17 protein-coding genes are annotated in these 26108 nt (G+C 72.4%); 11 read left to right on the forward strand and 6 right to left on the reverse strand.

The features are described 5' to 3' along the window. Nucleotides 1-65: 65 nt before the first annotated feature. The gene (locus ACFRKB_RS08065) at nt 66-1247 is read right to left on the reverse strand and encodes a serine hydrolase domain-containing protein (protein ID WP_383104225.1); all 1182 of its coding nucleotides are present in this window, start codon (nt 1245-1247) and stop codon (nt 66-68) included. 161 nt (nt 1248-1408) lie between these two features. On the opposite strand from ACFRKB_RS08065, the gene ACFRKB_RS08070 reads away from it, so the two are divergent. The 6 genes from ACFRKB_RS08070 (at nt 1409) to ACFRKB_RS08095 (ending at nt 14368) form a co-directional block, all read left to right on the forward strand. Next, nucleotides 1409-3340, forward strand: a complete 1932-nt coding sequence (locus tag ACFRKB_RS08070) for a protein kinase domain-containing protein (RefSeq protein ID WP_383104226.1) — start codon at nt 1409-1411, stop codon at nt 3338-3340. Nucleotides 3341-3615: 275 nt separating this feature from the next. Then, on the forward strand, nt 3616-6840 hold the full coding sequence (locus tag ACFRKB_RS08075) for a serine/threonine protein kinase (protein WP_383104227.1): 3225 nt from the start codon (nt 3616-3618) through the stop codon (nt 6838-6840). 197 nt (nt 6841-7037) lie between these two features. Next, nucleotides 7038-8873 (forward strand): serine/threonine-protein kinase, encoded by a 1836-nt coding sequence (locus ACFRKB_RS08080; protein WP_383104229.1) that lies wholly within the window; start codon nt 7038-7040, stop codon nt 8871-8873. A 42-nt stretch (nt 8874-8915) separates the two neighbouring features. After that, nucleotides 8916-10613, forward strand: a complete 1698-nt coding sequence (locus ACFRKB_RS08085; protein WP_383104230.1) for a serine/threonine-protein kinase — start codon at nt 8916-8918, stop codon at nt 10611-10613. 205 nt (nt 10614-10818) lie between these two features. Then, entirely contained in the window at nt 10819-12465 is a 1647-nt protein-coding gene (locus tag ACFRKB_RS08090; protein WP_383104231.1) for a succinic semialdehyde dehydrogenase, read from the forward strand. A gap of 109 nt (nt 12466-12574) precedes the next feature. Continuing rightward, complete coding sequence (locus tag ACFRKB_RS08095; protein WP_383104233.1) at nt 12575-14368, forward strand: GMC oxidoreductase; 1794 nt, start codon at nt 12575-12577, stop codon at nt 14366-14368. A 108-nt stretch (nt 14369-14476) separates the two neighbouring features. Here ACFRKB_RS08095 and ACFRKB_RS08100 read toward each other — a convergent pair whose 3' ends face one another. Together ACFRKB_RS08100 and ACFRKB_RS08105 are read right to left on the reverse strand one after the other, a co-directional pair. Further along, complete coding sequence (locus ACFRKB_RS08100) at nt 14477-15580, reverse strand: hypothetical protein (RefSeq protein WP_383104235.1); 1104 nt, start codon at nt 15578-15580, stop codon at nt 14477-14479. A 485-nt stretch (nt 15581-16065) separates the two neighbouring features. Further along, nucleotides 16066-16356: a chorismate mutase gene (locus ACFRKB_RS08105; RefSeq protein ID WP_365972328.1), complete on the reverse strand. Its 291-nt coding sequence runs from the start codon at nt 16354-16356 to the stop codon at nt 16066-16068. A gap of 335 nt (nt 16357-16691) precedes the next feature. On the opposite strand from ACFRKB_RS08105, the gene guaA reads away from it, so the two are divergent. From guaA to ACFRKB_RS08120, 3 genes are all read left to right on the forward strand, one after another. After that, complete coding sequence (gene guaA, locus ACFRKB_RS08110; protein ID WP_383104236.1) at nt 16692-18278, forward strand: glutamine-hydrolyzing GMP synthase; 1587 nt, start codon at nt 16692-16694, stop codon at nt 18276-18278. 148 nt (nt 18279-18426) lie between these two features. Beyond that, nucleotides 18427-19692 (forward strand): hypothetical protein, encoded by a 1266-nt coding sequence (locus ACFRKB_RS08115; protein WP_383104494.1) that lies wholly within the window; start codon nt 18427-18429, stop codon nt 19690-19692. 237 nt (nt 19693-19929) lie between these two features. Continuing rightward, nucleotides 19930-20448: a DoxX family protein gene (locus ACFRKB_RS08120; protein WP_383104237.1), complete on the forward strand. Its 519-nt coding sequence runs from the start codon at nt 19930-19932 to the stop codon at nt 20446-20448. A 156-nt stretch (nt 20449-20604) separates the two neighbouring features. Here ACFRKB_RS08120 and ACFRKB_RS08125 read toward each other — a convergent pair whose 3' ends face one another. Next, nucleotides 20605-21945, reverse strand: a complete 1341-nt coding sequence (locus ACFRKB_RS08125; RefSeq protein WP_383104238.1) for a PspC domain-containing protein — start codon at nt 21943-21945, stop codon at nt 20605-20607. 147 nt (nt 21946-22092) lie between these two features. Between ACFRKB_RS08125 and ACFRKB_RS08130 the strand changes: the two genes are divergently transcribed. After that, the gene (locus tag ACFRKB_RS08130; RefSeq protein ID WP_383104240.1) at nt 22093-23388 is read left to right on the forward strand and encodes a PspC domain-containing protein; all 1296 of its coding nucleotides are present in this window, start codon (nt 22093-22095) and stop codon (nt 23386-23388) included. Between the two features lie 111 nt (nt 23389-23499). Then, nucleotides 23500-24222 carry a LuxR C-terminal-related transcriptional regulator gene (locus ACFRKB_RS08135; RefSeq protein WP_383104241.1) on the forward strand — a complete coding sequence of 241 codons (723 nt, stop codon included), beginning with the start codon at nt 23500-23502 and terminating at the stop codon, nt 24220-24222. A gap of 51 nt (nt 24223-24273) precedes the next feature. On the opposite strand, the gene ACFRKB_RS08140 is transcribed toward ACFRKB_RS08135, so the two are convergent. Next, on the reverse strand, nt 24274-24651 hold the full coding sequence (locus ACFRKB_RS08140; protein WP_383104243.1) for a hypothetical protein: 378 nt from the start codon (nt 24649-24651) through the stop codon (nt 24274-24276). 155 nt (nt 24652-24806) lie between these two features. Next, the gene (locus ACFRKB_RS08145; RefSeq protein ID WP_383104244.1) at nt 24807-25868 is read right to left on the reverse strand and encodes a C40 family peptidase; all 1062 of its coding nucleotides are present in this window, start codon (nt 25866-25868) and stop codon (nt 24807-24809) included. Nucleotides 25869-26108 lie beyond the last annotated feature (240 nt).

Here is a 26108-nt window from a genome sequence, read left to right on the forward strand (position 1 = left end):
CCGTCGTGCCTCGATCGTCGTGCCCCGGCCGTCGGCGTGGCCGTCGCGCCGGCGGAAGGGCCCGCTCAGGGCGAATTCAAGGGGCGGGCCTTTCCGGATCGGCAGAACTCCGCTTCCAGCAGGGCCCGTTCGGTCGATTCGAGGGGTCCGTCCGCGAGCGCGTCGGTGTTGACGCGGAAGGTGAGGGCCCGTCGGCCGTCGGCGGTGGTGGCCGTACGGACATAACTGCCGGTGATCCGGCCGTTGTGGCCCCAGACGGTGAGGCCGCACGAGAGCCGCTCCGGGTAGATGCCAAGACCGTAGACGCCGCGGGTGGCGGCGGTGTCCAGCAGCTCGCGCAACTGGGGCGCGGCGAGCAGCCGTCCGCCGAGCAGGGCGGAGTAGAAGCGGTTGAGATCGTCGAGGGTGGAGATCAGCTCACCGGCCGCGCCCGCCGGACGCGGGTCGAGTTCGGTGGCCTCGCGCAGGGGTCCGCCGGAGTCCGGATCACGGGTGTAGGCGCGGCCGTGCGGGGAGGGGAGCGTGGCGCGGTCGCCGGGGAAGGAGGTGCCGGTGAGACCGAGGGGAACGATGATGCGGTCCTTGGCCTCGGCCGCGTACGAACGGCCCGTCACCTTCTTGACGACGAGGCCGAGCAGGACGTAATCCGTATTGGAGTACAGATACGAGCCGAGCGGCGCCGGTGCGTGCGCGAGCGCGATACGGAGCGCCGCCCGGGGGGTGGTGGGGGCGGGCGCCGAGGCGGCGGCGGTGTAGTCGTAGAGCCCGCTGGTGTGGCTCAGCAGCATGCGCAGGGTGAGCCGCCGGCCGTCGTTGCTCTGGCCGCGGACCAGTCCCGGCAGATGGCGTTCGACGGTGTCGGAGAGGCGCAGCCGCCCCTCGGCGGCGAGTTGGAGGACGATCGTCGCCACCAGCGTCTTGGTGGTGCTGGCGGCCCGGAAGCGGTCGGCGCGGCGGATTCCGGAGCCGGCGGATTCGAACCGTGAGGAGGCGGGGGTGCGGGAGACCAGGGCGGCGCCGGGGGCGCCGCCGTCGGAGACCAGCAGGGGGAGGACCCCGGATGTGGGCGAGGGCTGAGACGAGCCGGGCGGTTTCTCCGTAAGGGAGGGTGCGGGACGGGCCGCCTCCGTGCGTGTCACACCCGCCCCGTCCGGCACATCCGTCACGTCGGTACCTGGCACGCATGTGCCCACACCGAACAGGGTGATGACCAACAGGATGGTCAACCGGGCCCGGGGTAGTGGCATGGTGGGGGTCCCTTCCTCCGGCACCATCCTGGCGGACGCCGGACCCGGGAGCGGTGACGGTCCCGGAATGAGGGACAATGAAGCCTCTGCCAGAGCGCGTTACGGCACCGCGCGGGGTCGGTGGAGTCGCGGGCCAGGATCAGGGATCGCAGAGGGGACGCATGTCGGAGTCGGAGCAGTCGCGGGACACGGCGCAGGAGCCCCAGCAGGACGCGAGGAAGAGCGCCGACGGCACTCCGGAAGGGCGCCTGCTCGCCGGCAGGTACCGGCTCGGCGGGGTGCTGGGGCGCGGTGGCATGGGCACGGTCTGGCGGGCGCTCGACGAGACGCTCGGCCGTACGGTCGCGGTGAAGGAACTGCGCTTTCCCTCCAGCATCGACGAGGACGAGAAGCGCCGGCTGATCACCCGCACGCTGCGCGAGGCCAAGGCGATCGCGCGGATCCGCAACAACGGCGCGGTGACGGTCTATGACGTCGTGGACGAGGACGACCGGCCCTGGATCGTGATGGAGCTGGTCGAGGGCAAGTCGCTCGCCGAAGCCGTCCGGGAGGACGGGCTGCTGACGCCCAGGCGGGCCGCCGAGGTCGGGCTCGCGATCCTCGACGTGCTGCGCTCCGCGCACCGCGAGGGCATCCTGCACCGCGATGTGAAGCCGTCCAATGTGCTGATCGCCGAGGACGGCCGCGTCGTCCTCACCGACTTCGGTATCGCCCAGGTCGAGGGCGACCCGTCGGTCACCTCCACCGGCATGCTCGTCGGCGCCCCCTCGTATATCTCGCCTGAGCGCGCCCGCGGCCACAAGCCGGGCCCCGCGGCGGACCTCTGGTCGCTCGGCGGACTGCTGTACGCGTCGGTGGAGGGCTGCCCTCCGTACGACAAGGGCTCCGCCATCGCCACGCTCACCGCCGTGATGACCGAGCCGCTCGACCCGCCCAAGAACGCGGGCCCGCTCGAAGAGGTCATCTACGGGCTGCTCGCCAAGGACCCCGAGCAGCGGCTCGACGACGCGGGCGCGCGGGCGCTCCTCCAGGCCATCGTCGACGCGCCCGAGCAGCCCCGGCGCGCTCCGGAACCCGGGCCGGACGCGACGCGTGTCGTGCCGCTTCCGCCGGTGCCCGGCGAGGCCCCGGCCGCGCGGCCGGGGCGGGGTTCCGCCGGGGACGCGGGCGCGGACCGGGTGCGCGGTGCGCTGCGCTCCGTACGGAACGCGGCGGTCGGCGTGTCCGAGAGCCGGCCGGCCCCGGAGCCCGGGGTTCCGCAGCGGCCCGCGCCGCCGCGCGCGTCGCTCACGGATGTGGTGCCCCGGCGCACGCTGGTGATCATCGCGGTCGTCGCCGCGCTCGCGCTCATCTCCACGGTCCTGATGGTCGCGCTGAACGGGAACGCCGACGACGCGTCAGGGAGCAATCAGGGCAAGGACTCCTCCGCCTCGGCCGGGGCGACCGCCGGTGAGGACGGCTCGGGCGACGGCAAGGGGCAGGACCCGGCTCCGGGCGCGAGCGCGGCGGGGGACGGCAAGGGGGACACCGCCACCACGGCCGGGCGCGGGTCCGACGGTTCCGGTTCCGATCCGTCGGGTGACTCCGGTGACTCCGGCGACGGGAAGGAGGGCGGCGGTAAGAAGGGCGACGCGCTGCCCGACGGCTACGCCAAGGTCACCGACGACCGGTTCCGCTTCTCGATGGCCATGCCCGAGGGGTTCCACAGAACCGGCATAGCCGGAGCCAACTCCGGTGGCATTTACAGCGAGGACGGCGGATTCCCCCGGGTCCAGGTCGACTTCAACGACAGCCCGACCGATGACGCGGTGGCCGCCTGGCAGGGGCTCCAGTCGGCGGTCAGGGGCAGCAGCGACAACTACAAGCTGCGCGGCATCAAGAAGGTCGACTACAACGGCTACCAGACCGTCGCCGACTGGGAGTTCGAGCGTGACCAGAAGGGCGAGCGGATCAGGGTCCTCAACCGGGGCTTCAAGATCGACGCCAAGCGCGGCTACTCGATCATGGTCAGCTGCGAGGCGAGCGAGTGGAGCGACGAGGAGTGCGAGACGCTGCGCAAGACGGCGTTCGCGACATTCAAGCCAAAGGGCTGAGCGGCGGCCCGAGCCCGGCCCGCGCGCGGATGGCCTGAGTCCGTCGGCGAGCGAATGGGCGGAGCGATGAGTTCCGGCCGCTGTGGTGGGTAGTTCGGCCTACGAGAACTGAACGTTACGCAGCGGGTTGCCGCGACCCGGCGGCATGTTGGCCCGCGGCCACGTATCGTGAGAACTCGCGAACCGTACGCATCCACAATGAGCCGGTAAACGACCGGAATTGGCGGTTTCGCGGGTCTCCGGGACCGGGAGACAGCGTGTTGTGGGGAGGCGTTGTGGACGACTACGCGGGACGGGTGCTTGCCGACCGCTATCGCCTGCCGTTGCCACCCTCCGATGAGTACGACCTTGTCGAGACCCGCGCCTTCGATACGTACAGCGGGCAGGAAGTCCTCGTCAGACAGGTGCCGTTGCCGGAGGTCGTGGACGCGGAGGTGGTGGACGCGGACGGCGCCGCGGCGCCGCGCCGGACCTCGGGGCGTTCGGCACGCAGGCATACGGATCCGGCGGTGCGGCGGGCCATCGAGGCCGCGCAGAGCGCCGCCCAGATCCCCGATCACCCCCGGCTCGACCAGGTCTTCGACGTGTTCGCGGAGGCCGGTTCCCTGTGGATAGTGAGTGAACTGGTCGCGGCCAGACCGCTCGCCGCGCTGCTCGCCGAGCGCCCGCTGAACCCCTTCCGGGCCGCCGAGATCGCCTCCGATGTGCTCACCGCGGTGCGCGTGGTGCACGCGCACGGCTGGACCCACCGGAACATCACCGTCCGTACCGTCCTCGTCTGCGACGACGGGCGCGTGGTGCTCACCGGGCTCGCCGCGGGCGCGGCGGAAGAGGCGCTGTGCGGATACGCGCCGGTGCCCGAGCCGCCGGACCGGTTCGAGGAGCAGGACCACCAGGCACCACGCGAGCAGCACGGACTCCATGAGCCCCACGCGCCGCACGAGGAACTGGGAGCGCGCGGACAGCAGGGGTCGTACGAACAGCTCGGCCCGCCCGGACAGTACGCGCCGACGGAAGGGCTGACCGGCTCGCGGACGTCGGCTCTGCCGTACGACCCCGGGCCGACGGCGGGGGTGCCCGGCGCGCCGGGCCGCGCCGCGCTGGGGACGGGCCGCGGCGCGGACAGTCCGTACGACGACGGCACCTCGTCCGGTACGTCCGGTGCCATGCCGCGTCCGCACCACGGCACCCCCGGCATCCCCGCGCCGTACGGCGGCCAGCCGGCGCTGCCGGGCGGGAGCGCGTCGGGCGACATCCGTGCCGCGCGCGCCGGAGCCATCGCCGCGTACCGCGCGGGAGCGCGTGCCGCCGCGCGCGCCACCGAGGACCAGGGCTCCGGCACGAGCGGTACGACCGGCACGACCGGCGCGAGCAGCACAGGCATCCCCGCCGGCCCGGGGCCCTCGGGCGGTACGGCGGGCAGTGGCAGTGGCGGTCCGACGGGTACGAGGGGCTCGGCGGGTACGGGAGGCGCCGGGGGCGCGACCACCGGCTCCGGCGCAGGCAGCGGTCCGCAGGGCACGAGCCTCGACCCGGACTGGTGGGCCAAGCCGCGCACCTTCGCGGACACGGACGCCGATGCCGACATCGACGAGGACGACGACCCGCCCACGCCCTACCGCGCCCAGCTGGCCGGTGTCTGGCGGGACGGCCCGGCGCCCTGGAACGACGCCTCGGGCTCGGTACCGGCGGGCGGCAGCCCGTACGGCCCGGACTCGGCGGGCCCCTTCGGGGGCGGCGGCGACGCGTCCTCGGGTGGTACGTCCGGCATTCCCGCGCTGCCGCCAGGCGGCTCCGGCTCCGAGTCCGGCTCGGGCGCCCTCGTCGCCCGTGGCGGCGACACCCCGTACTCCGGACACGGCGGCAGCGGCGGAGGCGGCGGCAACTGGCAGACCGGCGGGGCGCGCGACGCGTTCCGCGCCGACTCGCAGCGCCACTCCGCCCAGCTGCCCGCCGTCACCGGGCAGGGCGCGGGCGCCGGGCGCTGGGACGAGATAGTCGCGAGCGGCTCCGTGCCCGCGTACCGCGGCCCAGCCACCCCGCTCGCCGCCGAGCGCGCCCGGCAGGCCAGGATCGCGGTCGTCGGCGCCGTCACCGAGCGCTGGGCGCCCGAGCAGGCCGGTCCCGTCCACGAGAACTGGCAGCTGGCACCGCCCATCGGGCCCGCCACCGACCTGTGGGCCCTCGGCGCGCTGCTGTACCGCGCGGTGCAGGGCCATGCCCCGTACCCCGAGGAGAGCGCCATCGAGCTGGTGCAGCTCGTCTGCGCCGAACCGCCCGCCTTCGCCGAGGAGTGCGGTCCGCTGCGCCCCGTCGTGGAGTCGCTGCTGCGTCAGGACCCCACCGAGCGGCCGGACTTCGAGGAGCTGCGCGGCTGGCTGCGCTCGCTCGTACGGTCCGCGCCCGAGCCGGAGGCCGGTCTCGATGTCGTACCGGTGCCCGCGGACGAGACCCGGCTGCCGATCGTGCGCCGCCGGGGCGAGCTGGTGCGCAGGCGTCGCGGGCGTGGCCGTGACCTGGGCGGACGCCACCGCCACAAGAAGGGCAAGGAGCGCGTCAAGGAGCGCAGGGAGAAGGGCGGCCGGGCAGGTCTCGACGAGCGACGGCCGTACGAGCGGGAGCACGAGCGCGAGAACGAGCACGCGCTCAGGGCCGACGCGCCGCATGAGCGCACGGAACGACTGGACCGGCTGCTGGACGGGCCCGAGCGGACGGCCGGACCGGAGCGGTTCGACAGGTCGGACGGATTCGACGGTCCGGACAGGTACGACAGGTACGACAGGGGCGGGAAGACCGGGAAGGGCGTCGGCCGCGGCCCCCGTTCCCTCGGCCGCAACCTGCTGATCCTCATCCTGCTGCTGCTCGTGGCGGCCATCGTCTACGCCGTGATGTTCCTGCCGAAGGCGGATACGCAGCAGCAGGGCCAGAGCGTCGGTGAGGCGAGCCCCAGCGCGTCCGCCGCGCCGGAGTCGCCGGGTCCTGGCAGCTCCGGCTCGACCGCGTCCGATGGCTCGGCGCCCCAGACCTCGGGTCCCGGTGTCGATCTCGCCGACGGCTATGTCCTGCGCACGGACTCCGAGGGCTTCCGGGTCGCGGTCGACAAGAGCTGGCAGCGGCGTCCCATCAACGACAGCGGTCAAGTCCGCTATGTCGGGGGCGACTTCACGCTGATCGTGGTGCCCGGCCGGGACAGCGTGGCGGAGAACGGCGGCGACCCGATCGCCTATCAGCGCGACAAGGAGCGGGAACTCCAGCCGTTCCGGGACTCGTCCTGGTCCACGGCCTCCGGCGTGCGCAGGATCGATGTGGGCCGGCAGGCCATGGCGGAGGGGCAGTACACCTGGCAGGACAGCAGCGGGCGTGACGTGTTCGTACGGAACCTCGCGATGATCGTCGACGGCCGGTACCACATCATCCAGGTCATCGGCCCGGACGGACAGCGGGACAAGGTCAACGAGATCTACCAGCAGGCGACCGGCGCCTACCGGGTCACCGGCTGAGCGTCGGGCAGCAGGCAGCAGGCAGCAGGTTCGAGGCATCAGGTATGAGTCACATGAGTCCCAACTCATGCCCCGTACAACGCTGGTCACGCGTCACAGTGCGGTTTCCGTGAGCGACCCGAGGTTCCGTCCCGTATGCCCCCTCCGTAATCTGTGACCCCAAGGAACGGGGCTGGGACGTGGAGCGAACACAGAGCATGGGAACGGACTCGGGCGGGAACGCGGTGAACGCGGGGTCGTTGCTCGCCGGGCGTTACCGGCTGGCCGAGTCCATCGGCAGCGGCGGCATGGGCAAGGTGTGGCGAGCGCATGACGAAGTGCTCCACCGGGTCGTCGCCATCAAGGAGTTGACCGCGGGACGCTACGTCTCCGAGGCCGACCGTGCCGTACTGCACCAGCGGACGCAGAAGGAGGCGCGGGCCGCCGCCCGGATCAGCCACCCGGCTGTCGTCACCGTCCACGATGTGCTGGAACACGACGGCCGGCCGTGGATCGTCATGCAGTACGTCGACGGTCCCTCCCTCGCCGACGCCGTGAAGGAGTCCGGCCGGATCGACCACCGCGAGGCGGCCAGGATCGGTCTCGCGGTCCTCGACGCGCTGCGCGCGGCGCACGCGGCCGGGGTGCTGCACCGCGATGTGAAGCCGGGCAATGTCATGCTCGCGCGCGACGGCCGGGTGCTGCTCACCGACTTCGGCATCGCGGCGATAGAGGGCGACTCGACCATCACCAGGACCGGTGAACTCATCGGCTCCATCGACTATCTGGCGCCCGAACGGGTACGGGGCGGCGACCCCGGCCCCGCCTCCGACCTCTGGTCGCTCGGGGTCACGCTCTACACGGCGGTGCAGGGGGTCTCGCCGTTCCGCCGGAGTTCTCCGCTGACCACCATGCAGGCCGTGGTGACGGACGAGCCCGACCACCCCGACCAGGCGGGCCCGCTCGCGCCCGTCATCGCCGCGCTGCTGCGGAAGGACCCGGACGGGCGGCCCGGGGCCGAGCAGAGCGAGCGCATGCTGCGCGAGGTGGCGGAGGGGCGGACGGCCGCCGGGGCGGCGGAGCAGGAGCCGACGCGCCAACTGCCGTACGGAGAGCCGCAGCCGGTCGCCGCGCAACCGCCGGCGGCCCCGCAACCGCCGCCCGCCGGGCCGCCCTTCGCGCCCGCCGCGACCGTTCCCGTCACCGGCCACGGGACCGTTCCCGTCACCGGCCCCGCGACCGTTCCCGTCACCAGCTCCGTGCCCGGCCCGGCGCCGGGCTCCCCGGCCGTTCCCGCGTCACCGGCCGCGCCCTCGGGCTCCGCCCGCCGGAAACGGTGGCGTACGACGCTCGTCGCCGTGGTCGCCGCGGCGGTCCTCGGCGGCGGCGCCGGCTTCGCCGCCCTGAAGTACGGCGACGCCGGTGCCTCCACCGGCAACACGGGCGGTCAGTCCGCGAACGACGGTTCGGCGAAGGACGGTTCGGCGGGCGGAGATCCGGCGGACGACCCGACGGACGGTACGACGGAAGACGGCGCGGACGGCACGGCCGGCGCTACGGCGGGCGCGGGAGACGCCGGCGGCGGGACCACGCCAGAAGGCTGGACCCGTGTCGAGGCCGAGGAGGGCTTCAGCCTCAACGTCCCCCAGGGCTGGGAGCGCCGGACGAGCGGCGACCAGATCGACTTCACCCCGGACAACGGCCGCCACCTCATACGCATCAGCGTCGGCACGCCCGACTTCGACACCCCGTACGCGCACCTGCTGAACATGGAGAAGTCCGTCCAGAACTTCCCGGAGTACGCCCGGCTCCAACTGGCCCCGAACAACTACCGCGACAAGGCGAAGGCCGCCCTCTGGGAATTCACCTGGACCGAGAAGACCGGGAACCCCGGCAAGCGGCACGCGATCGACCAGATCTACTACTCGGACGACAGCGGTACGGAGTACGCGATCTATATGGCCGGTCCCGAGGAGGACTGGGCGACGACGCGCAAGCAGTTCGACGCCGTACTGCGCAGTTGGCAGGCGCCGGCGACCGACACCGGCCAGTGATACGGCCCCGCGCTCGCGGCCGTACTTCGTGAGGATGCGTACATGAACAACGACGGGGGACGGGTGAACGAGCCCACCAGTTACGAACTCAGGCCGCCGGACGCGCCGCAGGTGCCGCCACAGAGCGCCGGACCGCAGAACGCAGGACCACAGAGCGCCGGAGCACACAACGCCGGACCACAGAGCACCGGATATCCGCCCACACAGACCGGGCACGCCCCCGCGCAGGCTTCCGTCGCCGATCCGGCCGCCAGGCACCTGCTCGGTGGCCGCTACCGGCTGGTCTCCCGGCTCGGACACGGCGGGATGGGCACGGTCTGGCTGGCGCACGACGAGGTCGTGGACCGCGAGGTGGCGATCAAGGAGCCGCGGGTCCCGGACAACGTGGGCGAGCGCGACCGGGACCGTGTGTATCTGCGGATGCAGCGAGAGGCCCGCGCCGCCGCCAAGATCGAGCACCCGGCCGTCGTCACCATGCACGATGTGGTGATCGAGGACGCCAAACCCTGGATCGTGATGGAGCTGGTGCGCGGTCAGTCGCTCGCCGACCGGCTCCAGGAGGGCACGCTCGACCCGCGCGAGGCGGCCCGTATCGGACTCGCCGTACTGGACGCGCTCACGGCGGCCCACGAGAAGGGCGTACTGCACCGTGACGTCAAGCCGGACAACGTGCTCCTCGGGCGCGGCGACCGCGTCGTCCTCAGCGACTTCGGGATCGCGCAGGTCGAGGGCGAGCAGGGGCTGACGGAGACCGGCGCGTTCGTCGGCTCGCCCGAGTTCATCGCGCCCGAGCGGGTGCTCGGCCAGCAGCCGGGTCCTGAGTCGGACCTGTGGTCGCTGGGCGTGGTGCTGTACGCGGCGGTCGAGGGCGTGTCGCCGTACCGCCGCTCCCACGTGCCCGCCACGCTCCAGGCCGTGCTGTCGGCGGAGCCGCAGATGCCCGCGCGCGGCTCGGGGGCGTTCGGCACGCTCGTGATGCGGCTGCTGCGCAAGGACCCGGCGGCGCGGCCGGACGCGGCGGAGATCCGGGCGGTCCTGGAGTCGGTGGCGCGTCCGCCGGCCGCCACCCGGGCGTACTCCGGACCCGGACCCGGCCCCGAACTCGCTGCCACGGGCCTCGGCGGATGGGTCCCTCCGGTCCTTCGGCGGAGCCGTCCGGCGCGGTACGGCCTGGGCGCGGGCGTGCTGGCCGTGGCCGTCGCCCTCGTACTGATCTTCGTCAACCCGTTCGGGGGCGGAGGGCTCCCCGAGGGCTGGGGGATCCGTCCGGAGAACGAGATCCTCCGCGCCAAGGTCGGGGTCCCCAACGACTACCGGCGCGAGCAGCGCACCGATGACACCGGCGTCACCTACAACGACCCCAGCGGCGTCTTCGGCATCTTCTTCGAGCGGAACCAGAAGCTGCCGGACAACGACGTTCTGGAGCCGAAGGCGGACGTCTGGAAGGCGTACTACGAGAGCGGTGGTGAGAACGGTACGGAGATGAAGGACGCCGAGGTCACCACCAAGGAGGTCGAGCACCAGGGCAAGCCGGGCTTCGAGCTGGTCGTCGACTTCACCGGCTACAGCGATTCGGACGACTTCCCCATCCGCCACCGCCGGCACCAACTCGTCATTCCCGGCAAGGACGACTCCTATCTGCGGCTGAGCGTGCTCATGCCCGCCGAGGGCGCCGTGGTGAAGGACGGCGAGGAGCTGTACGCGACGGTCGCCGAGCATCTCGACCTTGAGCAGTCGTAACGACCGGACGCCCCTGGGCAGTCACATTGACTGGATGCCCCCGAGCAGTCGCAGCGACCGGATGCCGCGCCGGCCACGCCCCGGGCCGCCGTGAACCGCTGATCAGGGGTGATGTGCCAGTGATCGCTGGCGCGATGTGAGCACCCGGTGAAAAGCTGTTACCGACGGGTACCCAAAGCCGGGATCGCGGCATACGCTCGCCCTCATGACGGACTCGCAGGCCCCCGCCGCCACGCCCACCACCGTCCACGGCGCCCCCGGGACCCTCGGTACCAACCCGGTGGCCGTCGCCCCGGCCGGTGTGCGGACCGCGGCCGATGTGGTCACCCCCGAGGTGGTCGTCCGGCTCACCCGCGGTGTCGTCGGCTCGGGCCGTACCGCCAACCACGCGCCCTTCACCGGGGAGCGGCTGGCGGAGCTGCCCGAGTCCACGCCCGAGGACGTGGCGACGGCCTTCGAGCGCGCCCGCGCGGCCCAGCCCCTCTGGGCGGCCCTGCCCGTGCGGCAGCGGGCCGCGGTGCTGCTCCGCTTCCACGATCTCCTGCTGGAACGCCAGGCCGAGGTGCTCGACCTGATCCAGCTGGAGACCGGCAAGGCCAGGCTGCACGCGCACGAAGAGGTCCAGGGGCTGGCCGTCGAGGCCCGGCACTACGGGCGGGCGGCGGGGTCGTATCTGCGGCCCAGGCGCCACACCGGCGTCATCCCGACCCTGACGAAGGTCACCGAGCTGCGTCAGCCGCGCGGGGTCATCGGCCAGATCGCGCCCTGGAACTACCCGTTGGAGCTGTCCGCGGGCGACGCGCTGCCCGCGTTCGTGGCGGGCAACGCCGTCGTGATGAAGCCGGACACCGAGACCGCGCTCACCGCGCTGTGGGCCCGCGATCTGCTGATCGAGGCCGGGCTGCCGCCCGAGGTCTTCCTCGTCGTCCTCGGCGAGGGCCCGGTCATCGGCCCGGAGGTCGTCAGGCACGCCGACTACGTCTCCTTCACCGGCTCGACCCGTACCGGCCGCGAGGTCGCCAGGGGCGCCGCCGACCGGCTCGTCGGCGTCTCGCTCGAACTCGGCGGCAAGAACGCCATGCTGGTTCTCGCGGACGCCGATGTGGAGAAGGCGGCGGCGGGCGCGGTGCGCGCCTGCTTCTCCTCCGCCGGACAGCTCTGCATCTCCATCGAGCGGCTGTATGTCCATGACTCGGTCGCGGACGCGTTCCTGGAGCGGTTCGCCGCCCGTACGAAGGCCATGCGGCTCGGCAACTCCCTCGCGTACGGCGCCGACATGGGCTCCCTCGTGGGCGAACGCCAGCTGGAGACGGTCACCCGCCATGTCGAGGAGGCCGTCGCCAAGGGCGCCACGGTCCTCGCGGGCGGCGTCGCCCGTCCCGACATCGGACCGCTCTTCTACGAGCCGACCATCCTGGACGGGGTCGACGCGCCGATGGCGGTGTGCACGGAGGAGACCTTCGGCCCGGTCGTCTCCGTCTACCGGTTCGGCGACGAGGACGAGGTGATCGGCCTCGCCAACGCCACGCCGTACGGCCTCAACGCGAGCGTGTGGACGAAGGACTCCCGGCGCGGCCACGCGGTCGCGGCCCGGCTGCGTACGGGCACGGTCAACATCAACGAGGGATACGCGCCGGCGTACGGCAGCGTGCGCTCGCCGATGGGCGGCATGAAGGACTCCGGTCTCGGCCGGCGGCACGGCGCCGAGGGGATCCTCAAGTTCACCGAGGCCCAGACGGTCGCGCAGCAGCGGATCCTGCCCCTGGCACCGTCCTTCGGGATGGACGACGAGAAGCACGCGGCCTTCATGAGCCACAGTCTGCGGATCATGAAGGCGCTGCGGCTGCGGTAGTCGGTGACGCGCCGGGCCGTGACGCGCCGGTTCGTGACGCGCCGGTTTGTGACGCGGCGGGCCGTGACGCGCCGGTTCAGCACACGGACGTTCTCAATGAGGAGAGCCAGTGGCACAGGACAGTGACGCGTACGACTACGACGTGATCGTCGTCGGCTCCGGCTTCGGCGGCTCGGTCTCCGCGCTGCGGCTGACCGAGAAGGGATACCGGGTCGGCGTCCTGGAGGCGGGCCGCCGCTTCACCCGTGCCACCCTCCCCAGGAACTCCTGGGACCTCAAGAACTATCTGTGGGCCCCCGCCCTCGGGCTGTACGGCATCCAGCGCGTCCATCTCCTCGGCAATGTGATGGTGCTGGCGGGCGCCGGGGTCGGCGGCGGCTCCCTCAACTACGCCAACACGCTGTATGTACCGCCCGCCGCGTTCTTCGACGACCCGCAGTGGGCCGCCATCACCGACTGGCGGCAGGAGCTGAAGCCCTACTACGACCAGGCGCGGCGCATGCTCGGCGTACGGCTCAACCCGACCATGACCCCCTCGGACGTCCATCTGAAGGCGGCGGCCGAGGCGATGGGCGTCGGCGAGAGCTTCCATCCGGCGCCGGTCGGGGTCTTCTTCGGGGACGGCCAGGACGCGGACGGTACGGCGAGGGCGCGGCCCGGGGAGGCCGTGGACGACCCGTACTTCGGCGGGGCGGGCCCCTCGCGCAACGCCTGCCGGGAGTGCGGCGAGTGCATGACGGGCTGCCGGCACGGCGCCAAGAACACCCTCAACGAGAACTATCTGTATCTGGCCGAGCGCGCCGGGGCGGTCGTCCATCCGATGACCTCGGTGGTCGCGGTGACGGAGGACGGGAAGGGCGGCTTCCGCGTCACGACGGTGCCCACCCAGGTGCGCGGGAAGGGCCGCCGGAAGGGCCGGGCGCGCGTCCTGCGCGCCCGCCGCGTCGTGATCGCCGCCGGTACGTACGGCACCCAGACCCTGTTGCACACCATGCGGGACCGCGGACTCCTGCCGCGCCTCTCGGCCCGGCTCGGCGAGCTGACCCGCAGCAACTCCGAGGCCCTGGTGGGCGCGCAGACCGACGACCGCCGCTACCGCGCCCGGCACGGCGCGGCGCGGGCCGACTTCACCCGGGGCGTCGCCATCACGTCCTCGATCCACCCGAACGACACCACCCATATCGAGCCGGTGCGCTACGGCAGGGGCTCCAACGCGATGGGCGCGCTGTCGATCCTCCAGGTGCCGCGGAGCGAGCGGCGGGTACGGAGCTGGCTCGGGAACGCGGCCAGGCACCCCCTGCGGCTGCTCCGTTCGCTCTCCAACCGCCGCTGGTCGGAGCGGACCATCATCGGCCTCGTCATGCAGTCGCTGGACAACTCCCTGACGACCTACCGGAAACCGGGCGGCCTGGGGAAGGGACTGCTCACCGCGCGCCAGGGCCACGGCGCCCCCAACCCGAAGCAGATACCCGAGGCGACCCGGGCCGCGACGCTGATCGCGGAGGAGATCAACGGCTTCGCGGGCAGCAATGTGGGCGAGCTGATGGGTACGCCGCTGACCGCGCACTTCCTGGGCGGCTGCGTCATCGGGGCGTCGGCCGAGGAGGGCGTGATCGATCCGTACCACCGGCTGTACGGGTACCCCGGCATCTCGGTGGTCGACGGCTCGGCGGTCTCGGCGAACCTGGGGGTGAACCCGTCCCTGACGATCACGGCCCAGGCCGAGCGCGCCATGTCGTTCTGGCCGAACAAGGGCGAGCCCGACCCCCGTCCCGAGCAGGGCGCCGCGTACGTGAGACAGGATCCGGTGGCACCGGTGTCCCCGGCGGTGCCGGAGGAGGCGTTCGGGGCGCTGAGGCTGCCGTTCGTGGCGATGCCCAAGGTCCCGCCGAAGCGGGCGTGACGGCGGACGCGCAGACAGCGGGGCGCTGCACCCCCCTCCGAGTGCAGCGCCCCACTGAGCCTCTGTGTTTCTCTGTCGTGCCTGTCGCCGTGCGCGTCGCCGTGCGCGTTACGCGGCGGCGTCGCTCCTGCGGCGCTTCATCGCGAACATCACACCGGCGCCCGCGACGATGGCGATGCCACCGACCATGCCGATGACGGGAACCACCGAGGAGGAGCCGGTCTCGGCGAGGTGCCCCTGCGGCTTGATCTCGGTGTTGCCGGCCGGCTTTGCGGGGAGGGGCTTCTTGCCACCCTCCTGCGGCTTGGCCTCGTTCGGGTCGCCCGGGTCCGTACCGGCGGCCACGATGTCGAACTCGTAGAACGACTCGTCGTCCGAGTAGACGCAGTTGCCCTCGTCGTTGGCGTAGACACCGATGCTGACGGCGTAACCGAGCCCGGCCGGGGCGGACTTGGCCACGCTCAGGCGCAGGTCGACGGAGAACGACTCCTTCGCCTTGACGCCCGTGTAGCCGAGGTAACCGGCGCCCGCGTCGTTGTCGTCCAGGGAGATCGGGGTCCAGACGCCGGACTCGGGGTCCTTGTACTGGAGGGTGAGATAACCGGTGCTCGGGTCCCAGTCCTTGTCGTCGATCTGGAACGCGAAGACACCGAGGTCGACGCGCCCGTAGTCGTTCTTGCCCTTGTTCGTGACGTTGAGCTTGAAGGAGTGGAAGCCGCTGCCCGCGACGATGCGCTCCGGCAGCCCGGAGAGGCTCGTCCGGAGCTGGTCGTCGTAGATGCCCTCCTCGGTGTCGACGCATTCGACCGGGCCGTCGCTCGGCTCGGTCGCGGGCTTCGTCGTCGAGTCGGACGACGCGGGCGCGGGCTCGGAGGGCTTCGTACCCTGCTGCTCGGAGAGTTCCGTTCCGGGCGCGGGAGCCTCCTCGGCGGACTGCGGAGCCTCCTTCTCGGGAGACTGCGGCGCCTCTTCCCCGCCCTCCGCGGGAGTCTCGCCCGTGGTGGGCGGGGTCTCGCTCTCCTCGGTGGTCTCCGGCGCGGTGGGCTCGGTGGACTCGGGCGCCTCGCTCGTGGCGGGCTGCGGGGCGTTCTCACCGTCGGTGGCGAACGCGGCCGGGGCGGAGAAGAAGGCGGCAGGGGCTATGACTGCGGTCGCGGCGGCGACGGCCATGGCGCGGCGGAGCTTCATGAAGACCTCAGCGAAGTACGGCACACCGCCCGACGGGCGGTGTGAAGTCGTGGGGCCCTCCCAGGAGTGGGGTTCACGGGTGAGGCCGTTGATTTCGCAAGCAAGACCCGTGACATGCGGGAATGGTTGCCGCGTTCTTCACAGAATCTTTAGGTGGCCTGTGTCACACGGATATGACCGGTCCATGACCCGTCGGAAGGACCGCGAAGGGCGGTCGGCCCCGGGCGTCCCCGGAGCCGACCGCCCATGGGTGACCGGGCTGCTGTCCCCTGCTGACCGGTCACGAACGCCGGGGCGAGGTCCCACGACGCACCTGCGGTACGTCGCACGCCCCGGCGGAGCCACGCGTGGTTTTCCTCTGCTTTTCCTGCATGCTCGCCGCCCCTGGCTGGGCACGGACGCACGGTCCAACGAAGCCTCGCGGGACCCGGTCACGCGCCGTACGGGTGAGAGGGCACCCGAACTCAGATACGGCGAGGGATACGGCGGGACCCCGGACGCGGCACGGCTCAGACGCGGCCCCGGCTCAGCTCCAGCAGGGTCATCGCCAGCGCCGTACCCGGTTTGCCGAGGGCTTCCCGGTAGCGGCCGAGGATCTCCATCTCGCGGGAGAGATTGACCCGGCGGCCACCGGAGGTGATCCGGGCGTCCTGGATGACGGCCGAGACCGCCATCCGTTCCTGGACGAGACCGATGATCCGGTCGTCCAGCGCGTCGACGCGTTCGCGCGCGTCTCCGATGAGGGCGGCGGCCTCTTCGGTACGGGCGCCGGTGTTCTCCGTGACAGTCATGTCGGGCATATCGGGGTTCCTTCCGGGTGGCTCGGGGGATGGACGGCCCCGGCGGCCACAGGGCCCCGAACACGACAGACGCCCCGGGCCTTGTCGGCCCGGGGCGCCTGGGAAGTCGCTTGTCAGCTCAAGCAGCACGACCATGGCAGCCGGACGGGCCGGTGCCATAGGTAAAGACGAAGGTCAGCTGCGTGTGCATGCGGACAGTATGGACCCGGCGCACCCGCGCGGGGCAAAGCGGGTTCGGATGGTGAGACGAGCGGCCGTCCCCGGCCGGTGTCCGCCCGCCGTTAGAATTGGCACCACGACATCCCCCGTTCCATCACCGCCGGAAGGCCGCCCCCGTGCCAGCAGCACCCCCCGCCGCCGCTCCCGACGTCGTACTCGTCGTCGATTTCGGCGCGCAGTACGCCCAGCTCATCGCCCGCCGCGTCCGCGAGGCACGGGTCTACAGCGAGATCGTCCCGTCCTCGATGCCGGTGGCCGAGATGCTGGCCAAGAAGCCCCGGGCGATCATCCTCTCCGGCGGCCCGTCCTCCGTGTACGCGGAGAACGCCCCGAGCGTCGACCGCTCGCTCTTCGAGGCGGGCGTCCCCGTCTTCGGTATGTGCTACGGCTTCCAGCTGATGGCGACCTCGCTCGGCGGGACCGTCGACAACACGGGGGCGCGGGAGTACGGCCGTACGGAGCTGCGGGTCTCCCAGACCGGCTCCACCCTCTTCGCGGGCACCCCGGCCGAGCAGTCCGTCTGGATGTCGCACGGCGACGCCTGCTCCGCCGCGCCCGCCGGATTCACCGTCACGGCCTCCACCGATGTCGTGCCGGTCGCCGCGTTCGAGAACGACGAGAAGAAGCTGTACGGGGTGCAGCACCACCCCGAGGTCATGCACTCCACCTACGGCCAGCAGGTCCTGGAGCACTTCCTCTACCGCGGCGCCGGTATCGAGCCGACCTGGACCACCGCCAATGTGGTGGACGAGCAGGTCGCCCTCATCCGTGAGCAGGTCGGCACCAAGCGCGCCATCTGCGGGCTGTCGGGCGGGGTGGACTCGGCCGTGGCCGCCGCCCTCGTGCAGAAGGCCATCGGTCCCCAGCTGACCTGTGTGTATGTCGACCACGGGCTGATGCGCAAGGGCGAGACCGAGCAGGTCGAGAAGGACTTCGTCGCCGCCACGGGCGTCCAGCTCAGGGTCGTCGACGCCGAGGAGCGCTTCCTCACCGCGCTGGCCGGGGTCTCCGATCCCGAGCAGAAGCGGAAGATCATCGGCCGTGAGTTCATCCGGGTCTTCGAGCAGGCGCAGGCCGAGATCGTCGCCGAGGCGGGCGCGGAGGGCGAGGACGTCGCGTTCCTCGTCCAGGGCACGCTGTACCCGGACGTGGTCGAGTCGGGCGGGGGCACCGGCACCGCCAACATCAAGTCGCACCACAATGTCGGCGGGCTTCCCGACGACATCGAGTTCGAGCTCGTCGAGCCGCTGCGCAAGCTGTTCAAGGACGAGGTCAGGATGGTCGGCCAGGAGCTGGGGCTGCCGGACGAGATCGTCCAGCGCCAGCCCTTCCCCGGCCCCGGCCTCGGTATCCGGATCGTCGGCGAGGTCACGCGCGAGCGGCTCGACCTGCTGCGCGAGGCCGACGCGATCGCCCGCGAGGAGCTGACCGCGGCCGGGCTCGACCGGGACATCTGGCAGTGCCCGGTGGTCCTTCTCGCGGATGTGCGGTCCGTGGGGGTGCAGGGCGACGGGCGTACGTACGGCCATCCGATCGTGCTCAGGCCCGTCTCGTCCGAGGACGCGATGACCGCCGACTGGACGCGCATGCCGTACGAGGTACTGGCGCGGATCTCCACGCGGATCACCAACGAGGTCGCGGAGGTCAACCGCGTGGTCCTCGATGTGACGAGCAAGCCGCCGGGCACCATCGAGTGGGAGTGACGGGCTTCGCGCCTCCGGCGTCAACACCGTAACGGTGTTGTCACCCGACCGGACCGCCTCTACGGCGCGCTGGTTGCCCTCCGTGCGGCAGAATTTCCTTGCGTTGCAAGGAAGTTCGGTGCACGGGGCGGGGAAGGCGGCGTTCGGCGTGGCGGTGCAAGAAGCGAGGCAGGGCGCGCACGGCGGGGGCTGTACGTGCGGGGACTGCCCGCACGGGGCGCGGGAGGGGCACCGGCGGGCGGTGGCCGCGTTCCTGGTGAAGCGGGACGAACTGGCCGCCGGGCAGGGGCTGCCCGCCGCGGTGGCGCATTCGGCGGGGGCCTCGCGCCAGTGGGTCTCCGACGAACTCACCCAGTCCGCCAACGCGGTGGCCGACCGCAGCCGTGAGGCGGGCGACGCCTGGCTGCACACCGTCTGGCGGCGCACGCTGCTGGTGGTGTGGGGCGGGGTCGCCCTGCTCGCGCTGGTCCAGTCCGCGACCGCGATAGGGGCCGGCTGGACGCTCGCGCGTACGGCCGGACTGCTCGCCGCCCTCGTCGTCGCCGGGCTGCTGACCGTCGCCGCCCGGCTGCACCGGAGCCGGGGCGGCCTGCTCGCGCCGCTGATCGGCGAGGACAACCGGCTGTCGACCTCACGGACCGTCGCCTCCGCCTGGGTCCTGCTCGCCGTCTTCTCCGTGCTCGTCCTCGCGCTCCAGCTGGCGGGCGCCGCCGGGCCCGGCCGGCGCGACGAGCTGATCGCCGGTCTCGAACTGGCCCGGGGCGCGGGCCTGGTGACCGTACTGGCGGTGGTGTGCGCCATCGCCGTCGTCGTACGCCGGGTGGTGTCCGTACGGGTACTGGGCCAGCGGCTCCAGAAGGTACGGGCCGAGCGGCCTCGGCTGGCCGATCTGCTCTGCGACGACGCCGGGCGCGGCAGCTTCACGGATGTGCAGTACACGCTGGTGAGCGCCGTCGCCGTGGTCTTCTCGGCGGTCCGGCTGGCCCGGCGGCCCGAGCAGCTGCCCGATCTGCCCTGGGCGCTGGCGCTGCTGGTCGCGGTCTCCGCCGCCACCTACTTCGCGGGGAAGTACGCGGAGGGCGGCCGGCCCGTCGTCCTGTCGGTGGTACGGGCCAGGGAGGCGGGCGATCTGGACGCCCCGATCCGTACCGGCGACGACATCGAGATCCGCGGGGCCGGGTTCGTACCGCCGGGCGCGGGCACCCCGGACCGGCTGGCCCGGATGGTCGTCAGGATCGGCGCGGTCCATGTCCATGTCCCGCTGGTGCCGGTCCCCGGCGGCTTCGCCAATCCGTCGGACACCTCGCTCACCGTGCCCGTACCGGTGGATGTGGAGCCGGGGCCCGTCGAGGTGCAGGTCGTGACGGCGGCCGGAATCGAGACCAACCGCGTGATCGTCGAGGTCATGGATTAACGGAAGGGATCACCGGACGGGTTGACCCGTCGGTCCGCGTCGGGTGAAGGGGCCGGTCAGGTAATGAACGGATCCGGTCGCCTCCCGTTCAAGCCCTGTCGGACTCTGGCCGATTCCGACAGGCTGTTGGCCGGTTCACTGAGTGCCGAGCGTGTCCTGATGCGTATACAGGGACAAGGCACGCGGGGACAGTCGCCCCCGCGGCAGCGGCGTGGGACAGGGAGAGGCGGACCGGCGATGACACTTGGCCACCGGACGGACACCTATGGGCGGCTCGACGACGAGCGGACGGGCCGGCGCGCGAACGCCTCGCGCTACGCGCTCCTGCCGCTGCGGATCTTCCTCGGCGTCACCTTCATCTACGCGGGGATCGACAAACTCACCCAGAGCGGATTCTTCTCGGCGACCGGCGCGGGGTCCGTCGGCGAGATGATGCGCGCCGTGCGCGACAGCTCGGCCGTCCCCGCGCTGGTGGATCTGGCGCTCAAGAGCCCCTCGGGGTTCGGATACGCCATCGCCCTCGGGGAACTCGCCGTGGGCCTGGGCACCCTGTTCGGGGTGCTCGCCCGGCTCGCCGCGTTCGGCGGCGCCCTGATCTCGCTGAGCCTGTGGCTGACCGTCAGCTGGCAGAGCACCCCGTACTACTACGGCAACGACCTCGCCTATCTCATGGCCTGGCTGCCGCTCGTGCTGGCCGGTGCGCCGGGGTTCTCGCTGGACGCCGCCCTGGCCGGCCGGCGACGGCGTATGCGGTAGTGCGTCCAGGCCACCAGGGCCGCCACACAGAGACCGTCCCAGACCACGACGAGAGCCACGTACCACGGTGTGTGCCAGGCGCCGGCCGCGTCTCCCGCGTAGGTGACGGCCGCGCCCAGCACCGCCAGGCCCGCGACCAGCCTGCCCGGCCTGAACTCATGACGCAGCACGGGTCACCTCCACCTGGCCGAGGCCGACTTCGAGCCGCAGCTCCAGCGTCCCCGCCGGAGCGGACCCGGCGTCCGGCGACAGCGTGCGCTCGCGCGACTGGTCCGGGGAGATGTCCACATCGTTCGGCGGCTCCCCGGGGAGCCTGATGTCCCCGAGACCGGCCGTGGCACGCACCTTCACGGTCACTCCTTCCGGTACGACGACCTTGAGCTGCCCGGCGCCCACCTCGGCGGACGTACGGACCGTCTGGCCCTTGGGGACCGCGAGGCCGGTCAGATCGAGGGTGCCGATGCCGGAGCCCAGTCGGTACCGGGGCTCCACGGACGCGACCGAAGCCGGCGTCCAGTGCGGGCGGCCCCACTCCGTGGTGATGTCCTTCGGCACCGCCGCGCTCGCCCCGAGCAGCCCGGCGGTGACCAGCGCGAGGACGATCGTGCCCAGGCCGGTGCGGCCCAGGAAGCTGCTGACGACCAGCCCGAGACCGAAGACCGCGAGCGCGGCGGCCAGTCCGGTCTGCAGACTCGTGCCGAACGGATGGCCGTCCCAGGTCAGGCCCGTGCCGAGTCCGCCCGCCAGCAGGGCGAACAGGAATACGGTGCCGCCGATCCCGCGCGGACCCCGGGGACGTGGCGTCCGTATCAGCAGCGGGGTCGTGCCGTCGTGCCGCTCCCGACGCTCCGCGGCGGCTTCCGGCGGGCCCCAGAGATAGGCCGCCTCGCCCGGGGCCCGGCCCGTGGTGCCGTCCTTGACGATGGGGTCGCGCCACCACGAGGGGGTGCCGCCGGGCGCCGGCGGCGCCTTGGTCTCGGGGGGTGCCTCCGCCGCGGCGTGCGCCGTCGCGGAGGCGGGGGAGGCGCCGTCGGGCGCGGCGGCGCGGCGGCGCTGCGACCAGACGGCCGAGCCCACGACCGCGACCGAGAGCATCACACCGAAGGAGAGCGTGTTGTCGTCGCCCAGCATGGACAGGAGCAGTCCGCAGCCGACCAGCGCGAGCAGCACCGCGATCAGCGAGGAGCCGTCCACCCGGCCCGACAGCAGCCTGCGGAGCTCGTTCTCGTCCTCGCCCTCCAGCGGGATCAGCAGCCAGGCGAAGCCGTAGAAGATCAGCCCGATGCCGCCGGTGACGGTGAGCACCCCGATCACGATCCGGAAGATCACCGGATCGATGTCGCAGTACCGCCCCAGGCCGCCGCACACCCCGGCGACCATCTTCTGCCGGGAGCTGCGCCGCAGATCCGGGGAGAGGGGACGGGACGACGCGGGGCCGGGGCCGGGGGCCGATGCCGGGGGCGGCGCGGCGGGCGGCGCGGGGGGCGGCTGGGTCATACGTCCATGGTGACGGCGCGCGGGCGCGGGCTCCAGCGGCCCCGACCCCGGTCTGTCCCTGATATTGGCATCCCCCGGGGTATCAGGGTCGCCTCAGGGACCCGACCCTGATGTCCCCGCGTACCGCGCCATGTGACCATCGATGACATGCCTGCCGCCCCGCCACGCGCCGCGACCTCGCCCTCCCGCGCCCCGATGCCCGAGGAACAGGCCACGCGCAAGCTCTACCGCAGCGCGGACGGCCGGATGCTGGGCGGTGTCGCGCGCGGGCTGGCGGGGCATCTCGGGCTGCCGGTCGTCTGGGTACGGCTGGTCTTCCTCGGCCTCTTCTTCGCCCAGGGCCTCGGCGCGCTGCTCTACGCCGTCTTCTGGATCGTCGTACCGCTCGGCGTCGGCGGGACGACGGCCGAACCGCGCTCGCTCTTCGAGACCACCCCGGACGGCCGGCGGCGGCTGCGCAAACCCGACAGGGGCCAGATCTTCGCGCTCATCGCGCTGCTGATCGGCGCGTCCGTCTTCGTCGGCAACGTCAATCTGGGCCGCAGCCAGGCCGATCGCTACATCTGGCCCACCCTGCTGATCGGCGCGGGCGTCGTCCTGGTCTGGCGGCAGGCGGACAACGCCCGCCGTGCCCGCTGGACCGAGGTCGGCAGACGCCGCCGGATATTCCAGCTAGCCCGCGGCCTCGCGGGCGTCGCGCTGGTCGGCCTCGGGCTGGCCGTTTTCATGGTGGTGCGCGGCGCGGCGGCCCAGCTCGGCAACGTACTGACCGGGGCGATCGCCGTCGTGGCCGGGGTCGCCCTGCTCGCCGGGCCCTGGCTCGTACGGATGACGCAGGACCTCTCCGAGGAACGGCTGATGCGCATACGCGCGCAGGAACGGGCCGAGGTCGCCGCACACGTCCATGACTCCGTGCTGCACACCCTCACGCTCATCCAGCGCAACGCCGACGACGGCGGCGAGGTCCGCCGGCTCGCCCGCGCCCAGGAGCGGGAGCTGCGCGCCTGGCTCTACCGGCCCGAGGGCACGGGCAAGGACGAGGAGGACGAACCCACCACCCTCGCCGAGGCGGTGAAGCGCACGGCGGCGGAGGTGGAGGACTACCACGGGGTCCCGATCGAGGTCGTGGTCGTGGGCGACTGCCCGCTCGACGAGAAGCTGGCCGCGCAGATGCAGGCCGCGCGCGAAGCGATGGTCAACGCCGCCAAGTACGGTGGCGAGGGCGGCGCCGTCCAGGTCTTCGCGGAGGTGGAGGGCCGTACGGTCTTCCTCTCCGTACGGGACCGAGGCCCCGGCTTCGACCTGGACGCGGTGCCGGACGACCGGATGGGCGTACGGGAATCGATCATCGGCCGGATGCAGCGCAACGGCGGTACGGCACGGCTGCGTTCGGTGCCGGGCAACGGCACGGAGGTCGAGCTGGAGATGGAACGGGCAGACTGAGACCGGGACGGGCGCGACGGTACGGGTGGCCGGGGCCGGGGATGATACGAGCGGTGCGTAGGAGCGGTCCGTAACCGAGCGGACGAACGACAAGGGCGAGGGGCAGAGACCATGAGCGAGGGCGCACAGGCCGGGGCCACCGGTGCGGAGAGCGGCGGCCCGGCGGGGGACGGCCGGCGCGTACGGGTCGTGCTCGTCGACGACCACCGGATGTTCCGCACCGGAGTACAGGCCGAGATCGGCCGTACGGAGGAGACCGGCGTCGAGGTCGTCGGGGAGGCCGCCGATGTCGACCAGGCGGTCACCGTCATCACGGCGACCCGGCCCGAGGTCGTGCTCCTCGACGTCCACCTCCCCGGTGGCGGCGGCGTGGAGGTGCTGCGCCGCTGCGCGCCGCTGATGGGGGCGGGCGAGCATCCGGTGCGCTTCCTGGCGCTGTCGGTCTCGGACGCGGCCGAGGATGTGATCGGCGTGATCAGGGGCGGCGCCCGCGGCTATGTCACCAAGACGATCACCGGCACGGACCTGGTCGACTCGATCTTCCGGGTGCAGGAGGGCGACGCGGTCTTCTCGCCCCGGCTGGCCGGCTTCGTCCTGGACGCCTTCGCCTCGACGGACGCGCCGCCGGTGGACGAGGATCTGGACCGGCTGACCCAGCGCGAGCGCGAGGTGCTGCGGCTCATCGCGCGCGGGTACGCGTACAAGGAGATCGCCAAGCAGCTCTTCATCTCGGTGAAGACCGTGGAATCCCATGTCTCGGCGGTGCTGCGGAAGCTCCAGCTCTCCAACCGGCACGAACTGACGCGCTGGGCGACGGCGCGCAGGCTGGTCTGAGGCACGGGCCGGTCCGAGGGACGGGTCCGAGACGCGTCGCCGCCGTCCTGGCTACGAGCAGTGCCACTCGGTGACGTACGTCCGGTCCCGGTGCTCCATCACGCCGCGGATGCACTCGCCCGGCGCGGTGTCGAGCCGGGCGGTCAGCTCGGCGCGGCCGTGCCAGGTCTGCTGGGTGCCGAGCCAGCCGGGAAACGCGGTGATCCGGTCGTCCTTGCGCTGGTATCCGAGGCGTACGGCGACACCGGGGTGGCCCTTGTACTGGACGTAGCGCACGGTGAACGGTCCCGCGCCGCCCACCGGGCCCTCGATACAGAGCCGGCCGCCGGAAAGATCGCCGCACCCCTGGGGCGTAAGGCCGACAGGCGCCAGAACGAGAAGGGCGCCGACGCCGAGGACTGTTCCTCTGGTGGCGATGGCTCGTCTCACGGCTCCCCCTTCAGGGCAGACGGGATGCTGCGCTCATCGTCACCCGGGGAGGCGTAACCGGCACTCCGGTGTGGGCCGTTCGGCGATTCCGGAGTTGCGGGCCCGCCCGGCGTGGGCCTGCCGGCCCTCCTGGACCGGCCGGCCGGCGCCCACGCCTAGGCAGGCCGGCTGGCGCCGGCGAAGGGCATCTGGTCGATCGGCGCAAGCCGGACCGCCGAGCCGGGCCGGGGCGCGTGGATCATCTGCCCGTCGCCGACATAGATCCCGACATGGCTGATGCCCGAGAAGAAGAACACCAGGTCACCGGGGGCGAGATCGCCGCGTGAGACCCGCTGTCCCGTGTTGATCTGCGTGTAGGTGGTACGGGGAAGCGCGACGCCCGCGGAGCGCCAGGCGGCCTGGGAGAGCCCGGAGCAGTCGAAGGCACCGGGCCCGGTCGCACCCCAGACGTACGGCTTGCCGAGCGCCCCGTAGGCGTAGGCGACGGCCGCGGCGGCACGGGCGTTGGGCGCCCGCACCGCGCCCGGGGCCGTGGACGCGGCGCCCTGGGCCATGGACCCGGCGTTCTGGTCACCGCCGTCCCGCCGCTGGTCGTACTGGGCGCGCTGCGCCGCGGTGAGCCGGTCCAGCAGCCGTTGGGCGGAGCCGAGCTTCTCCTGGATGGCGGACTTGTGCCGGGCCAGCTCGGACTGGGACGCCTTCAGCTCCGTGAGCCGGCCGTCGGCCCGGACGCGCAGTTCGGCGATACGGGCGAGTTCCCTGCGGACGGCGGTGATCCGGGCGGCCTGCCGGGAACCGGCCCGTTCGGCGAGCGAGGCCCCTTCCAGGTACTCCTCGGGCGAGGAGCTGAGCGCGAGCTGTACGGCGGGGTCGAGGCCGCCGGCGCGGTACTGCGCGGAGGCGATCGAACCGAGCGCGTCGCGTGAGCTGTTGAGCCGTTCCGTCCTGCGCGTGGCCTCGTCCCGCAGCCGCGTGAGCGCGGTACGGGCCCTGTCCGCCTTGACCTTCGTCCCGTTGTACCGCTCGGTGGCGGTCTCGGCCTGCTCGTACAGCGCGTCGACCTCCGCCTTGACCTGCGCCGGGGTGAGCTGAGGCTCGGCCTGCGCGGGGCCGTCGACGGCGGTGGTGGTCGCGGCCCCGGCGAGTGCGAGGGTGGCGGCGGTACGGCCGGCCGGGCCGGTGAGCCTGCGCTGTCGGGGCTTTCGGTGCGCTGCCACGGGGGTCGATCCTCTTCCCTAGTCGGTCACGGTGGGTCATGGCCGGTCGCCAGGAGAAGGACGCTAAGGCGCAAGGTCACAGTCCGGCCTCGGCATGGCCGGTATTGGCGAGAGGTGGCAGAACCGGGCCGTGTTGTGACCGGTGTGATCGCGACCCCGGAACGCCTTTCCGTCCGGACCCGACCGATACCGGAACACCGCCCCACCTCGCCGGTCGGTGCTGATATGGCCCTCGATAGG

It is taken from the genome of Streptomyces scopuliridis (assembly GCF_042790125.1).
GTDB classification, from domain to species: domain Bacteria; phylum Actinomycetota; class Actinomycetes; order Streptomycetales; family Streptomycetaceae; genus Streptomyces; species Streptomyces scopuliridis_A.

Bases quoted from the DNA above. Each gene is read 5' to 3' on its own strand.
- ACFRKB_RS08065 (WP_383104225.1), bottom strand. From the start codon at position 1,247: ATGCCACTACCCCGGGCCCGGTTGACCATCCTGTTGGTCATCACCCTG.
- ACFRKB_RS08070 (WP_383104226.1), top strand. From the start codon at position 1,409: ATGTCGGAGTCGGAGCAGTCGCGGGACACGGCGCAGGAGCCCCAGCAG.
- ACFRKB_RS08080 (WP_383104229.1), top strand. From the start codon at position 7,038: ATGGGAACGGACTCGGGCGGGAACGCGGTGAACGCGGGGTCGTTGCTC.
- ACFRKB_RS08085 (WP_383104230.1), top strand. From the start codon at position 8,916: ATGAACAACGACGGGGGACGGGTGAACGAGCCCACCAGTTACGAACTC.
- ACFRKB_RS08090 (WP_383104231.1), top strand. From the start codon at position 10,819: ATGACGGACTCGCAGGCCCCCGCCGCCACGCCCACCACCGTCCACGGC.
- ACFRKB_RS08105 (WP_365972328.1), bottom strand. From the start codon at position 16,356: ATGCCCGACATGACTGTCACGGAGAACACCGGCGCCCGTACCGAAGAG.
- ACFRKB_RS08120 (WP_383104237.1), top strand. From the start codon at position 19,930: ATGACACTTGGCCACCGGACGGACACCTATGGGCGGCTCGACGACGAG.
- ACFRKB_RS08125 (WP_383104238.1), bottom strand. From the start codon at position 21,945: ATGACCCAGCCGCCCCCCGCGCCGCCCGCCGCGCCGCCCCCGGCATCG.
- ACFRKB_RS08130 (WP_383104240.1), top strand. From the start codon at position 22,093: ATGCCTGCCGCCCCGCCACGCGCCGCGACCTCGCCCTCCCGCGCCCCG.
- ACFRKB_RS08135 (WP_383104241.1), top strand. From the start codon at position 23,500: ATGAGCGAGGGCGCACAGGCCGGGGCCACCGGTGCGGAGAGCGGCGGC.